The following is a 15,298-nucleotide window of genomic DNA, read 5'->3' as shown; positions in this document are numbered from 1 at the left end:
TTATAATAACTACAGATATAAATGGGATCAAAAAAAGATGACCCCTGTTCAATACAGAAATCATCTTCTTTGTGCATAACCCTTTTTTTATAATGTCCTTGACATAGGTATCAGTTTATTTCGCGAGCCCCTTTTAAACCATTGATTTTACTTATTTAAAGATGTTTTTAAGCTTAAATATAAATTTTTATATATTATTTATATATGTGAAAAAATGAATCTTTAATTGCTAATATCGAAATTTATTTTAATACAATCCTTTTAGATTCTATAACATCTCGTACTATCTTTTTGTTTATAATATTTAAAATATTAAAAATCTAATATCATATGTATATTAAGAGGTTCTAAATCAAATAATTCTCTATTTATATCATTTGCAATTCTTGCTCCTAATGCAAAATAAAAATCTACAGTGTTCTTAAATTAGTTCTTTTATGTTCCAACCCTCTATATTATAGAATTTATTTAATATTTTTAACTTATTACTTTTATAATGATAAACCTCATTTACTCTCTCTCTTCTATCAATATCTCCTAATAAATTTAATTCTGACTTTTTGAGTAGCCTATATATCAAAACATCTTTTTCAATAATAATTACTTTTAAAATATTATTATATAAATTATATATATTTTATATTTGCATTTGCATTTCATACCTAATTATTTGTAATTAAAATTGTTTTTATCTAATATATTAATATTATTCCTACTAATTCTATTATGATATCTATTAAATCATGCTTCTAAAAATTTGGAATACATCAAGTATTCCATATCCCCATTGAGGATTAGGATATATATCTCCTTTTCTTTGGTATGTTCCTCTATCTAAATATGATTTTAAAGTTTGTGCAAAAAGATATGGATCATTACCTTTTATTATTCCCCATTCAAATAGTAATGCACAAACACCAGCAACTATAGCAGCTGAAACTGCAGTTCCACTTACTATAGAAATTCTATTCCCAGGGGACATTGATACAATATTTACCCCAGGTGCAGCTACATCTATTCTATCTATATAGTCCTCAAGGCTTGCAACTCCTGAAAAATTTACTATATTATTATTTCTTTCATTATAACTTGCTATAGAAATTATAAATTTAGAATTTGATGGATTAGTAGAAGTTCCATATGGATCAAATGGGCTAAATCTTGTATTTCCATGCAACATTCCTTTTTGTGGTAACCACGCATTAAAAGTACCATCCATAATTAATCTACCTGTTAATCTGAATTGCCATATTCCAGGAATTAAATTATTAAATACAATTCTAATTAATTCATCACCTGATGTTAACTCAGGCATAAAATACATTATTTCAATACTTGTTTCTGCAAGTATATACTTATAGCTCATTTCTGAATTTAATAATGATGGAGTTAGTCCAGTACTTTCACCAGATGGTGATATAACTTCAATCGTCATAACATTTGGAACATCAACCCAGATTTCTACCGCTAAAAATTTTTGTCTTTGATCTACATCTAGTTGAATAACTTTTATCTCTCCTTCTTTTTTAATTACTCCAGATGCATGCCCTCCATTTGCTCCCTCATTTCCTGTTCCTGTAACAACTACTATTCCCCTACTCATAGCAAGAGATTCTATATATTCTTCTAATATTCCATTCCCCTTATGATTACCAGAATTAGTTCCAAGTGGTAATAATATTACTATTGGCTCTTGTTTTTTTAATTTATATTCATATAAAAACTTTAGTGATATATATATTGTAGTTAAATTATATAAAGATACATTTATCCCATATTCTCTTTTAAAATGATTCGATTCTCTTAATTTTATGGCTATAAATCTACAACTACTGGCTACTCCTTTAAAACTCGATTTTCTGTTAAATCCTCCTACTATACTTGCAAGACTTGTACCATGTCCATTTTCATCTCTACTTGGTACTATGTTATATGGATTTCCACCGTTCCTAAACACATTTATAGCATTATTTATCATTTTATTTGTATAAACACTACCATAAGGGACTTTAATATCTTCATAATATCCATTTGAAGGTATAGTTTGATCCCAAATCATTTCTATTCTACTTTTCCCATCTTCTCCAATAAATTCATTAGCTAAATAGTCTATACCTGTACCTATAATTGCAATAACAGTTTTATCACCTGTTAAACCTAATGGATTTTGTATATCAATCATCCTTTCTGGTTCTTCTCCACTAAGCCTAATATCTTGTAGAGTGTATAATTCTGGAAATAATAAATAAATTATAGTAGAAAATTGTTTGTAAGTTAATTCTAAGTTTATTCCACTTTTTGTAGCAACTATTGCATATCTTTCATCAATTATAAGAACTTTATACCCTGAAAACTTTTCTAATTCTCCTTTTATATCACCTTCATACTGTACCATATATTGCTTATAGTCAGGATTTATAAAATAATATTCAAGATTTTCATTAATTTTGTTATTTCCCATAATATTAGTCCTCCAGTTCCCTTGGTATCCTTACAAAAATATCTCCAATCCAATACTCACTATAGTCACTGCTTTCTTTAACAACATTTCTATTTAAATCTTGATATAATCCCGCAATAAACTTAAATGTTCCTACTATATCAATTACTCCATAACCTACTTCCCTATTTGGATAAGTAAACTCTTTTCTTCTTTGTGCTCCATACATAAGGTATGATTTTACTGTAGTTGAATACATTACTAAATTATTTTTTTCTACTATTCCCCATTGTAATAAAAGACAACAAACTCCAGCACATATAGCTGTTGCTGCTGAACTTCCTGAAAAAGTACTTACTCCTCCTAAAGGTTTTGTTGTTAAAATATTTACTCCTGCAGTTATAACGTCAGGATTTATTAAACCATTAGAGTTAAATCCTCTTCCAGATTCAGAAATTCCTACATTTCTTTCGTTATTATAATATGCTACAGTTACAACTTTTCTTGCTGTTGAAGGTATAGTTAATGTTATATTTGGATCTGGTTCTAAAAAGACAGTTCCTTCTGGTAAAACTTCTTTAGGTGGCAACCATATATCATATCTTCCGTCAACTATATAATCACCACTCAACTGTATTTTCCATATTCCTGGTACTAAATTCCTAAATCCTATTATTATTGCTTGATGACCTGTAAAATGTTCAGGTAGAAAATTATATAAACGCATTATTGTATTACTTAATACGAATTTTATTTCTTCTCTATTTTTTCTTTTAGATGAAATAATATTAGATTTTTCTCCATCTGGAGATATTATATTTATAGACATTCTGTTAGGTCTTCGAATCCAAATATAAAAAGGTAAGTTAACCATAAACTTAGAAATTTTTAGTTCTACTGTTTTAATTTCTCCTACACTCTTAATATATCCTGATGTATGTCCTTGAGCTGCTCCTTGGTTTCCCGTTCCACAAACAGAAATAATACCTCTATTTCTTCCAACGTCAGTTATATATCTAGATGTTAAGAGATTACCATCATGACTTCCCTCTGTTGTTCCTACACCTATACAAATTACCATTGGTTTTTTAACTTTTAATGAATAATTTTTTAAGTAATCTATTCCAGCTAAAATTTCGGAAGAATTATATAAATTCTTATCTTCAAGATTATTTTCTCTTAATACCTTTTTAAAATTAAGAGACTCTAATAACTTTACTACAACAAATTCACAATCACTCGCTATTCCTTTTACATTGTTATTATATCCTCGAGCACCAACTATACTTGCCATTTTTGTTCCGTGCCCAACAGTATCTTTAGATGGAACAATACTATATGGATCTCCATTAGCTTTTGATAAACTTATTGCTCTATTTATTTCATCAGATGTAAATGCATCTCCAATATAAACATTTTCATTTCTACCATTTAATATTGTTTGATCCCATATACTTTGTATTCTAGTTAATCCATCTTCTCTAATAAATTCTTCATTTAAATAATCTATACCAGTATCTACTAGTCCAACCAAAACTCCTGTCCCTAAAAGATTTAAATACGGATTACCCTTTATTACATAAATTTCATCAACATCATTTGGAGATATATCTTGAAGAACATAGGTACTTCTAGGTTCTAAAAAAATTATACTTTTAACTTCAGATAATAGCCTCTCTAAATTATAATAAGATACTGATACAATACCTATTCTTTCAGTGATAATATCTCCACATGCGTAATCTATCTTTTCCATTTCCTCTTGAAATCCTAAACCATATTCCACTAGAAAATTTGGTGAATCTTCATTGTAGTAATACTTATTACACTTATTTCTGTTAGCCATATATATCCTCACTAAATATTTATTTATAATATAAATATTTAATTTATATATAATATTCTAAAAAGTTCCTTCATCTTTAATTACTTATAATTTTTTTCTACATAGTTAATCCAATTATTTTTTAGTTCCTCAATTGATAAATCTAAAATATTTTCTATATCATTAGGAGATTTTATAACTTGAATTAACTTTTCATATCCAAATTCATTTACAATGAAATCTACTATAGATCCTGAATATAAATAACTAAATTGATTATTATAAAAATTATCATTTATATCATCTATAGTAATATCTGTATTTTGGGATAGATTTTCTCTTATAGCTTTCTTTTCATAATCTGTTATTTGATTAGCTTCATAAACTGATATACCTTCCATAAACCAAGTAGGTATATTATTTTCTTTTTGATTATTAATATTAAATGTTACTATATGCACAAACTCATGTACAATAACCTTAAGAAGTGATTCCTTGTTATGAATTGAACCTGGATTTAATGGTGATACCATTTTTATTGTATTGTCATATGCAACTCCAACTATTCCATCACTAGCATCTTCATTTCCAATAGCCTTATGAAATTCCTTTATATTCGGATAAATTGTTATTTCTACTTTTGTTTCTAAATTAGTGTCAAAACGCTCTGTTATAGCACTATAATTATCATTCAATACTTCGCTTAACTCCTTAATAGCCTTTGAATCATTTTCATTTGAATAATACTTAAAATATTTGTCTTCTTCTTGCAGTTTTATCTTATCTTCAATAGTTCCTAACTTTCTATAACCAAAAGTAATAATAATTATCATAATTAATATAAATATCCCTATTATTGAAACCTTTTTATTCATACTATACCCCTAAGAACTTTCTAATTTCCTTTAAATTATCTCTGCTCGTCCAATCTGATACATTATCCATTGACTCTACAAGCGCCTTTTCCCAAGGCTCAAATTGAGATGAATCCTTTTTACTTAAAACTCCCTTTAACATCCCAATTAGTAATTTATCCTTAAATGTCATATTCTTCAAATCAAACATTCCCCTTAAATAAAAAAGTTTAATATTTTCTAAATCTCCAGATAAATTATGTTCCTTTAGATGATTATAAGCTTTTTCATCATATGGTGATGCTCCAACTGCAAAGATTGTTATATTTTTATCTTTTAACTTACTATAATTTTTTTTAATAAAAGATAATCCAGCTATTCCAGAAGCATAAATTCCTCCACCGTAAATAATAGTGTCATAACTATTAAGAATTTCAACTTTACAGTTGTCTTGCAAATATAAATCTGCTCCAATATCTTCTGATAACCATTCTGCATATTTTTTTGTTGCCCCATACTTACTTTTATATACAACTGCTATCTTTGACATACAACCTTTCCCCCTTATATTTATTTTTTTATTTATTGCTTATATAAGTTTATTTATAATTATTATAAAATTATTTTAGCTCTAGCTTCACTTTTTTTAATTATTGATATCTGAATCCTTGTATAGAACCTTTTAATCCATATATCTATTAATTCATAATAAGTAATCATCTATTATATCCATTCCAAATCTTCCATTCTAACTTTATAGACATCATGAATCTATAAATTCTCTCTTTCAGTTGAGTTAATCTAAATTACTAATGTCATTTTCCTACTTTACTTGTCTAAAAAAATATTTGAAATATAGCCATTAAGAAAATTACAATCCCTATAATAATTGAAAATATCCCAACACTTTTATTTCGTTTTCTTACTGCATTCGAATTTGTTCTATTTGATAATTCTATTTGGCTTACTCCAGAAAATAATTGACTTAATCCTAATGTCATAATTACAAAATCAAACTTTATATATCCTCCAAAATACATTCCAATTAATATTAATGTCATTACAGAAAAAATTACGGCTATTATTGACCATATTTTTTTATTTATCTCCATTTATACTTTCCTTTCTTCTCTTTCTTAAATTAAAATTTAATATACATTTTATAATAATTATACACAAACCCCAGCACTTATTAAACATAATTTACCATTTTATATTCTTAATATTTCTTAATTTTTCTAAAACAAAAGATTGAGGTACTTACCTCAATCTTAATACTTTCTAATTATTCATTTCTACTAATATAATATGTAAATATAAATCCTCCAATTCCAAGAATTACACCTATTATACTACTTACTCCATCAATGCCTGGGAATACTGAAAATACTGAACCTAATATAAATCCAAATATTAATATATATGTTTGTTCTGGATACTTTAGTAATAACATTTCTATTATTTTAGCTGTTGCCAATGTTCCGACAATTCCGCCTATTGCTATTGGTATTAAGACTGGTATATTCATTTGAACTACAGCTGTTATAACTGTATTATATAAACCTAAAACATATAGCATAAATGATCCACTTATACCAGGTAAGATAAGAGCTACTGCTACTACTACTCCACCAATGAAAAGCCATAAAAAGTTACCTAAACTTAGCGAAGTAATTATTGCTGATGCATCATTATTGGGAGTACCCATCATTAAAACTATAATTATTCCAGCAATTAAATATAAAAGACTGCTTTTCTTAAACCCTTTAACTGTTGCTTTTCTAAACATAAGTGGTGCTCCACCTAGTATTACACCAATAAATAAATATCCAACTGGAATAGGAAAATTATCAAATAATGTTTTAACTATATTACTAAATAAGAATATTCCTACAACTGCCCCAATTCCTACCTGCATCAATATCTTATATTGATTTTTAAAATCTTTAATAATATTATTTACTGCATGAAGTAGCTTATCATATATTCCAAGGATCATTGCAATAGTTCCACCACTAACTCCAGGAACAATTTGCGATATACTAATTACCACTCCTTTAAAAAAATTTTTAAAAAAATCCATTTTCACACCTCTATCGAAAATTATATTGTATTGTTTCCCATACTAGCATATTCTATACAAAAAAGTCAAAAGCCTTAACATATATTTAACATAAGTATTTATTATTTTATATCAATATAAATTTGTATGCTTATTTAATATACTACTATTTTATAAGATATTGACACATGTATTCTAGCTACCACATAATGTTATTTTAAATTATACCATTGGTATTTATAATTTAATACACTAATTATTCTAAAGAAAATAAACATTAAAGAAAATTATTCTAAAGAATTTCTTAAGATGAAAACTATAGAAAATTAAATACTAAACTATAATTTTACATACCTAATATTTTATTAGTTTATCTCATTTTTAGAAACTATAATATACTTTCATTATTAGGACTTAATGTTATAATAATGTTTAAGTTTAAAATTATAACAAAGGACTGATAATATTGATAAAACTAATACAATTCATGAAAGATTACAAAAAAGAAGCTATACTTGGTCCAATATTCAAATTAATAGAAGCAATTCTAGAATTATTTGTTCCTATAGTTATGGCTAAAATAATTGATTTAGGCGTAAGAAATAATGATATAGTTTATATTCTTAAAATGGGCGGTGTACTTATTCTTCTCGGAGCTAGTGGGCTTGGATTCGCTTTAATTTGCCAGTATTATGCTTCTATAGCATCTCAAGGTGTTGGTACTTCAATTAGAAGTGCTTTATTTAAGCATATAAATAGTTTTTCTCATGCTGAAATTGATAAAATAGGTACTCCAACATTAATCACTCGTTTAACCAATGACATAAATCAAATACAAACCGGTGTAGCTATGATGATTAGATTGGGATCTAGGGCCCCCTTTATAATAATTGGCTCAACTATAATGGCAATAGCTTTAGATTTAAAGCTTTCTATTATCTTTATAATCACAACTCCGCTTATTGCACTGGTGATTTACTTTATAATGAGTAAATCTCTTCCTTTATACAAAATAATTCAAAATAAACTTGATAATATTTCTTTAATAACTAGAGAAAATCTTGATGGTACAAGAGTTATTAAAGCTTTTTCTAAGGAAGAAAGTCAAAAGTTAAGATTTAATGATGCTAGCAATGATTTAAGTAATACCTCTATAAATGTAGGAAAGATGTCTGCTCTTCTTAATCCAATTACATATATAATTATGAATTTATCTATAGTTGCTATATTATGGTTTGGTGGAATCAGAGTAAATTCAGGTTCATTGACTCAAGGTGAAGTAATAGCATTTGTTAATTATATAACTCAAATTCTTCTTGCCTTAATAGTTTTTGCTCAATTAATAGTTACACTTACTAAAGCATCTACATCAGCTAATAGGGTAAATGAAATTTTAGAAATTAAATCTACAATAACAGAAAACAGTATTGTTAAGTCTTATAGGTTTTCATCAGCTCCAATTATTGAATTTAAAGATGTTTTCTTTTCATATGCTGACTCTAATGAATATTCATTAAGTAATATATCATTAACTATTAATAAAAACGAAACTATTGGAATTATAGGTGGTACCGGTTCTGGAAAATCTACTCTAGTAAATTTGATCCCAAGGTTTTATGATGCTACAAAAGGGCAAGTACTTATAAATGGAATAGATGTTAAAGATTATTCATTAAAAACTCTTAGAAACTTAATAGGTATAGTTCCTCAAAAAGCTGTTTTATTTAAAGGTAAATTAATAGAAAATTTAAGATGGGGAAATAAAGATGCCACTATTAAGGACATTGAAGATTCATTAGAAATTTCTCAATCATCATCTTTTGTCCAAGCTTTACCTGAAAAATATGATACAAATATACTTCAAGGCGGTAAAAATTTATCTGGTGGCCAAAGGCAAAGACTTACAATTGCAAGAGCTTTAGTTTTAAAACCTAAAATTTTAATATTAGATGATAGCTCAAGTGCTTTAGATTTTGCTACAGATGCAAACCTAAGAAAAGCCTTAAAAGAAAAAGTTAAAGATACTACAGTGATAATGGTATCTCAAAGAGCTAGTAGTATTAAAAATGCAGATAAAATAATAGTTCTAGATAATGGTGAAATAGCAGGTATCGGCAACCATGATTATCTAATTAACAATTGCGAAGTATATAAAGAAATTTATTCTTCTCAATTAAAAAATTAGGAGGTGACTTCATATTATGAATATTTCATTAGTAAAAAGAATTTTAAGATATACTAAATCTTATAATAAATATATAATTCTTGCTTTTTTTAGTGCAATAATTAATATAACTCTTACACTTTTAACTCCAATTATTATCGGTGAGGGAGTAGATTTAATAATCGGTCCAGGTAATGTTAGCTTTAATGGATTATTTAAAATACTAATTCCCCTTTCATTAACAGTTATATTTTCTTCCATTTTCCAGCTTATTATGACTAGATGTACTAATATTGTGAGCTATAAAACTATTAAGGATATAAGAATCGATGTATTTAATAAAATCAATGCTTTACCCTTAAAATATATAGATAGTACTTCTCATGGATCTATTATAAATGGAGTAATTAATGATATAGAAATTGTATCTGATGGTCTTTTACAAGGATTTTCGCAACTTTTTACAGGAATAGTAACTATAATTGGAACACTAATATTTATGATCTCCATAAATTTTAAAATTGCTCTTATAGTAGTTGTAATTACTCCACTATCCTTATTTACAGCTTCTACTATAGCTAAACATTGCCATTCTATGTTTAGAAAGCAATCTCAAGTCCGTGGTGAGCTAAGTGGATATGTTGAAGAAATGATAGGAAATCAAAAAGTAGTTAAAGCATTTTCATTTGAAGAACGATCACAAGAAACTTTTGAAGAAATAAATAAAAGATTATATAAATACGGACAAAAGGCTCAGTTTTATTCAGCATTAACTAATCCTTGTACAAGATTTGTTAATGGAATAGTTTATGCAGCAGTAGGAATAATTGGTGCTGTTAGTGCTATTAATGGTGCTATAACAATAGGTCAGCTTTCATCATTCTTAAGTTATGCCAATCAATATACTAAACCATTTAATGAAATATCAGGTGTTATTACAGAACTTCAAGCTGCCTTTGCATCTGCAAGTAGGGTTTTTAAAATTTTAGATGAAAAAGAAGAAATTCCAGATCCTAAAGATTCAACTATTCTAAATTCTTGTGAAGGATATATAGATATAAATGATGTTTCATTTTCATACAGTAAGGATAAAAAGTTAATTGAAAACTTCAATTTAAAAGTTAAACCTGGAGATAAAATAGCAATAGTTGGTCCAACTGGTTGTGGAAAAACTACACTAATTAATTTACTTATGAGATTCTACAACATAAATTCTGGAGAAATTAAAATAGATAATATTAATATAGATGATATTACTAGAAATAGTACAAGAGGTTTATACGGAATGGTCCTTCAAGATACATGGTTATATTCTGGAACAGTTAGAGAAAATATAGCTTATGGAAAGCCTGGTGCGTCTTTTGAAGAAGTAATAGCAGCTGCCAAAAATGCTCATGCTCATAAATTTATAATGAATTTACCTAATGGCTATGATACTATCCTTACTGACGATAATTCTTTATCCCAAGGTCAAAAGCAGTTACTATGCATTGCTAGAGTTATGTTATCTAAGCCACCAATGCTTATTTTAGACGAAGCCACTAGTAGCATAGATACACGTACAGAAATTTATATTCAAAAAGCTTTTAATAAATTAATGGAAGGTAGAACAACTTTTATTGTAGCTCATAGACTTTCAACTATACGTGAAGCAGATTTGATTCTTGTTATGAATAATGGAAAAGTTATAGAACAAGGTACTCATGATGAACTATTAAATAAAGGTGGATTCTATGCTAATTTATATAATAGTCAATTTGCTTTATCTTCTTTAAATATTAAGGTTTGATTATTATCTAATGTCATGGTTAGTGGAAAATCTCTTATTATATATTCTTTAAAAATTTTCTTTATTAATTCTATATCATTAGTAGTAATTGGACCCTTTACTATAATCTTCTCTATTCCTAAAATTTCATTATCTATACTATTTGGAACCATATATTCTTCCATAAACTTACGTGATTTATCATCTTTCATCTCTTGTAAACCAATTTGGAGTGGAATCCCCTCAAAAAAGTTAACATAACTATTTCTCCAAGGCATTGTTCTCATAAATAAATTAAAGAACCATTTAAATTTTAAAAACTCTGGCTTTGAAATATTTATATTTCTATTTTTAAATATATCATAAATCTTATCAAGACTATTTGTATCTATCATCAAACAAACTAAGCCCCTATGCCCATTATTATATAAGTTTGTCCAACTTTCTATCCATCCTCCACCCTCTTGCTTTAATATATTCACCATTTCAAAATATTCATTACCTATCCATATATTAGAAACCTTAAATCCCCTTGTTCCTTTTCCAAAGCTAGGTTCATATGGAAAACCAGCTTCAACTATTTTACTTATGTATTTTTTGTCTTTTTGATAACATTCATCGATATTTATTACTAGATGATCTAATTTAAACATTCTCTTCCCCCATTTTATATGATATTTGCTTATATTTTATTTATTTTATTAAATGAATCTTCCGATATTCCATCAGCTTTTAAATACTTGCAAAACCTATCTAAAGCCTCTTTTACAGCATCTATACACTCATCTGTTATTTTAAAATTATTCTCCCACCACCAATTTTTTATTACTAATGGTTCATTTCCTCTATGAAGTTCTGGTTCAAATCTTGCTACAATTTTATCTCCATATAAGATAGGTAAAACATAATATCCATATTTCCGCTTATCTACAGGCTTATATACTTCCCAAGTATAATCAAAATTAAAAATATCTCTAGTTAATTTTCTATCCCAAATTATATTATCTAGTGGAGCTAAAATTTTTATATTATTTTCATTTATACGATTAGAGTCATTTAAAATCGATATATCCTCTTTTCTTAAATAAAAGTTTTCTTTTAAATTTTCTACCTTTATAAGAATTAGTTCACCCTGTTCTACCAATTCATTTAATATTCTTATTCTTAGATTTTTATGGGAAACATAATTTCCTAGCCAGCCTTCTCCATTCCTATCCCAATATCCCCCTATGCTTCCTATTCTTCTCTTAAAGTACCATTTATAAAACTCATCATCTTTTTTGAAAGGATCTACTTTAGATATTATTTCTTTAGGTAATAGCCTTTCAATTAAATCATATATCTTTTGAGTATTTTTCTTTTCCTTTACTCCAAGTACCCCCATATTCCACATGTAATCCATTGTTGCACTTGAAAGTTTTCCATGTCCCCATAACCCTTTTTCTACAGAACCTAGATCAATTTGTGATGGATTAGCTGTTCCGTTCTTTTCAATATATTCTTTTACTAAATCAACATAGTTTATTGCATCAATTGAATTTCTATGTCTTAGTACATTTTCAACTTCCTTTTTTCTTTCTGATCTTACTCTCTTAAAATACTGCCAATCTTCAGCAGAATAAATAGCCATCATTTTATCCCATCCATCTATTAACTCCCTTTTCTTATAAAGCAAATCCTCTAGCATTATAGGATCATAATCTTCAATTCTCGATTGCATAACAAGATCTGCATTTCTTCCTACAACATTTAATGGGTCATATTGAACACATCCTACTCTTTTTATAAAATCTTTAATCCCTTCTTCTCCAATAAAAGTATTAGTAGTATATAGCCCTTGATATACTACTAGGAATTTTCTTAGATCTTCCTTTGATATGGTAATTGCTTGCATATTTTCACCTCTCAAAAACCTTATGCTTACTTAATTTAAATCCATATAACATGACAATAATTAAGCTTATTTTTGTAGTTAAATTTATTCGATAACTATACATTTCAAACACATATTTTATAAATATAGTTTAACATATTTTTACAAAACAATATCTCTTTATTATAAAAAACCTATGCATTTATTAATTTTTAATTTTGCATAGGCTTAATTTTATATATTTAATATTAAGGTGAATATAATATCATTATCTATAAATTCATAATTCAAACTCCATTCATTTTCTTTAGCAAGTTCACTACCTAAATATAGACCAAGACCTGAACTACTCACTTCTTTAGATATATCATCGTAATAATTGTATTTTTTAAATGGTTCAAATAACCTATCCTTTATATCAATAGGAATTTCTAAACAATTATTCTTTAATTTTAATACTATATTTTCATTTTCCTTATATAATTTAATTGAAATCTCATTAGAATCTGAGTATTTTATGCTATTATCTAAAAGATTTAAAATAATTTGTTCAAAGTCTTCTAAAACTCCATATATCATAATTTCTTCTAACTCTTCTTTTATATAAAGATCTTTATTTTTTAACCTTAATTCTAAATCCTCTATTATTTCTTTTATTATATTAGTTAATGAAAATTCACTCTTATTTTTACCTTTACTTATTTTACCTCTTGAACTTTCTAAAATCTTCTCTACTAACTTTTTCATCTTTTCACATTCAAGAACTATTCTATTACTTGCTCTTTTTAAAAATTCCTCATCAATTTCTTTTATATCTTCGTCTCTTATTATTTGAGAATATAAAGAAATAGCTGTAACTGGAGTCTTTAGTTCGTGAGTTGCATTATTAAAAAATTCTATTAGAGCTTTTTCTTGATTATTAATTTGATTTTTCATAGAATTATAAGTTCTAGTCAAATCTGCTATCTCATCTTGTGTATTTATCTCTATATCTTTAATATCTTTTCCTAATTTAAATTCCTTCATAGAAGTGGTTAAATCTCCAAGTGGTTTTGTAACCTTCTTAATTATAAAAGATATAACATATATAATTGTTAAGATAGCAACTACTTGACCAAAAATGATAATTCCTATTGTCTTTATCATTTCATTATACTTAATTGTATAATCTTTTTGTATTATTAAATTACCACTAAAGCTATCATTAATATATAATGGATAATTATAAGTTACAAAATAAGAGTTATTTTCATGTTTAAATTTGATTACTGATTTAATATTATTACTTTCTTTAACTATATCAATTATTTCTTCATTATTTATAACTTTTCCTATTGATTGATTTATATTTCCATAATCATCAGATATAGTAACATATCCTTGTGTTATTTCATTAATTGGTGATAATGCTTTCCAAATAGGTTCTTCTATTATTTCATTTTGTCTAATTATATTTAAAGAAGTTAATTTAATCTTATTCATTTCTTCTATAATATCATTTTTAAAAGACTTATCTAAAAATAATGAAATAAATATGGTAAATATTGTATTTATCGTTACCACTGATACTATTGTCCCAATTAAAAGCTTACCTCTTAAGGTTTTACTCAAAACATCACCTCATTATATATCCTATTCCAAACACTGTTTCTATAATAGAATTATCTTTATCCTCATTAAGCTTTTCTCTTAGCCTTCTTATATGAACATCTACAGTTCTCGTATCACCTTCATAATCATATCCCCATACTTTATCTAATAAATCATTTCTTGAAAATACAATTCCTTTATTTTCATATAGAAAATTTAATAAATCAAACTCCTTTCTTCTAAGAATAACTCCTTCCCCATCTTTTATTACGCTTCTTTCTTTTGTATTAATTTGTATAATTTCATTTTTCTTATCTCCATCTAAGAAATTGTTTTCTACTAGTCTTTTTTCATTTCTTCTAAATATAACTTTTATTCTAACCAGTACTTCTTTGATTTCAAAAGGTTTTACTATATAATCATCAGCACCAAGTTCCAACCCAAGTATCCTGTCTATTATTTCTCCTCTTGCAGTTAACATTATTACATAAGTGCTTTTAGATATTTCCTTACAAACATCAAAGCCATCTATATCAGGTAACATTAAGTCTAATAATACTAAATTAGGCTCAAACTCTCTAACTTTTTCTAATGCATCTCTTCCTTTAAATACACTTCTTACATCATAACCTTCTTTTCTAAGTGCAAATGTTACTGCATCATTTATTGAATATTCATCTTCAACTACTAATATTTTTTTCTTTCCCATAGTTCCCCCATAA

General features: G+C 26.7%; 13 protein-coding genes. 3 read left to right on the top strand and 10 right to left on the bottom strand.

What is annotated here, in order from left to right:
* Positions 1-79: IS3 family transposase (locus tag NSA50_RS16470; protein WP_257446846.1), on the top strand; the 79-nt coding region annotated here is incomplete at its 5' end.
* 657 nt (positions 80-736) lie between these two features.
* On the opposite strand, the gene NSA50_RS16465 is transcribed toward NSA50_RS16470, so the two are convergent.
* The 6 genes from NSA50_RS16465 to NSA50_RS16440 all read right to left on the bottom strand — a co-directional run bounded on the left by NSA50_RS16465 (position 737) and on the right by NSA50_RS16440 (position 7,202).
* Entirely contained in the window at positions 737-2,461 is a 1,725-nt protein-coding gene (locus NSA50_RS16465; RefSeq protein ID WP_257446843.1) for a S8 family peptidase, read from the bottom strand.
* Between the two features lie 4 nt (positions 2,462-2,465).
* Positions 2,466-4,286, bottom strand: coding sequence for a S8 family peptidase (locus NSA50_RS16460; protein WP_257446840.1), 1,821 nt, complete (start codon positions 4,284-4,286; stop codon positions 2,466-2,468).
* Between the two features lie 80 nt (positions 4,287-4,366).
* Positions 4,367-5,140 carry a peptidase MA family metallohydrolase gene (locus tag NSA50_RS16455; protein WP_195263039.1) on the bottom strand — a complete coding sequence of 258 codons (774 nt, stop codon included), beginning with the start codon at positions 5,138-5,140 and terminating at the stop codon, positions 4,367-4,369.
* Between the two features lies 1 nt (position 5,141).
* Entirely contained in the window at positions 5,142-5,669 is a 528-nt protein-coding gene (locus NSA50_RS16450; protein ID WP_195263038.1) for a flavodoxin domain-containing protein, read from the bottom strand.
* Positions 5,670-5,955: 286 nt separating this feature from the next.
* Entirely contained in the window at positions 5,956-6,231 is a 276-nt protein-coding gene (locus tag NSA50_RS16445; protein ID WP_195263037.1) for a hypothetical protein, read from the bottom strand.
* 173 nt (positions 6,232-6,404) lie between these two features.
* Positions 6,405-7,202 (bottom strand): DUF368 domain-containing protein, encoded by a 798-nt coding sequence (locus NSA50_RS16440; protein ID WP_257446835.1) that lies wholly within the window; start codon positions 7,200-7,202, stop codon positions 6,405-6,407.
* 445 nt (positions 7,203-7,647) lie between these two features.
* Here NSA50_RS16440 and NSA50_RS16435 point away from each other — a divergent pair, with 445 nt between their 5' ends.
* Both NSA50_RS16435 and NSA50_RS16430 read left to right on the top strand, forming a co-directional pair.
* Positions 7,648-9,366 carry an ABC transporter ATP-binding protein gene (locus NSA50_RS16435; RefSeq protein WP_257446833.1) on the top strand — a complete coding sequence of 573 codons (1,719 nt, stop codon included), beginning with the start codon at positions 7,648-7,650 and terminating at the stop codon, positions 9,364-9,366.
* Positions 9,367-9,382: 16 nt separating this feature from the next.
* Positions 9,383-11,134, top strand: coding sequence for an ABC transporter ATP-binding protein (locus tag NSA50_RS16430; protein ID WP_257446830.1), 1,752 nt, complete (start codon positions 9,383-9,385; stop codon positions 11,132-11,134).
* Here the strand turns inward: NSA50_RS16430 and NSA50_RS16425 are convergent.
* The 4 genes from NSA50_RS16425 to NSA50_RS16410 form a co-directional block, all read right to left on the bottom strand.
* A complete protein-coding gene (locus NSA50_RS16425; protein WP_257446827.1) occupies positions 11,098-11,766 on the bottom strand; it encodes a hypothetical protein in 669 nt (222 codons plus the stop codon). The two genes, NSA50_RS16430 and NSA50_RS16425, sit on opposite strands and share 37 nt — an antisense overlap.
* 29 nt (positions 11,767-11,795) lie before the next feature.
* The gene (locus NSA50_RS16420; protein WP_257446824.1) at positions 11,796-13,007 is read right to left on the bottom strand and encodes a DNA glycosylase AlkZ-like family protein; all 1,212 of its coding nucleotides are present in this window, start codon (positions 13,005-13,007) and stop codon (positions 11,796-11,798) included.
* 213 nt (positions 13,008-13,220) lie between these two features.
* Positions 13,221-14,597: a sensor histidine kinase gene (locus NSA50_RS16415; protein WP_257446821.1), complete on the bottom strand. Its 1,377-nt coding sequence runs from the start codon at positions 14,595-14,597 to the stop codon at positions 13,221-13,223.
* A 4-nt stretch (positions 14,598-14,601) separates the two neighbouring features.
* Positions 14,602-15,285, bottom strand: a complete 684-nt coding sequence (locus NSA50_RS16410; protein WP_195428239.1) for a response regulator transcription factor — start codon at positions 15,283-15,285, stop codon at positions 14,602-14,604.
* Between the last annotated feature and the right edge of the window lie 13 nt (positions 15,286-15,298).

This window comes from Clostridium mucosae (assembly GCF_024622765.1).
Classification (GTDB): Bacteria; Bacillota; Clostridia; order Clostridiales; family Clostridiaceae; genus Clostridium.
Note: the sequence above shows the minus strand (reverse complement) of the source record. Positions and strands in the feature narration are given on the sequence as shown.

Bases quoted from the DNA above. Each gene is read 5' to 3' on its own strand.
- NSA50_RS16465 (WP_257446843.1), bottom strand. From the start codon at position 2,461: ATGGGAAATAACAAAATTAATGAAAATCTTGAATATTATTTTATAAAT.
- NSA50_RS16460 (WP_257446840.1), bottom strand. From the start codon at position 4,286: ATGGCTAACAGAAATAAGTGTAATAAGTATTACTACAATGAAGATTCA.
- NSA50_RS16455 (WP_195263039.1), bottom strand. From the start codon at position 5,140: ATGAATAAAAAGGTTTCAATAATAGGGATATTTATATTAATTATGATA.
- NSA50_RS16450 (WP_195263038.1), bottom strand. From the start codon at position 5,669: ATGTCAAAGATAGCAGTTGTATATAAAAGTAAGTATGGGGCAACAAAA.
- NSA50_RS16445 (WP_195263037.1), bottom strand. From the start codon at position 6,231: ATGGAGATAAATAAAAAAATATGGTCAATAATAGCCGTAATTTTTTCT.
- NSA50_RS16440 (WP_257446835.1), bottom strand. From the start codon at position 7,202: ATGGATTTTTTTAAAAATTTTTTTAAAGGAGTGGTAATTAGTATATCG.
- NSA50_RS16430 (WP_257446830.1), top strand. From the start codon at position 9,383: ATGAATATTTCATTAGTAAAAAGAATTTTAAGATATACTAAATCTTAT.
- NSA50_RS16425 (WP_257446827.1), bottom strand. From the start codon at position 11,766: ATGTTTAAATTAGATCATCTAGTAATAAATATCGATGAATGTTATCAA.
- NSA50_RS16420 (WP_257446824.1), bottom strand. From the start codon at position 13,007: ATGCAAGCAATTACCATATCAAAGGAAGATCTAAGAAAATTCCTAGTA.
- NSA50_RS16410 (WP_195428239.1), bottom strand. From the start codon at position 15,285: ATGGGAAAGAAAAAAATATTAGTAGTTGAAGATGAATATTCAATAAAT.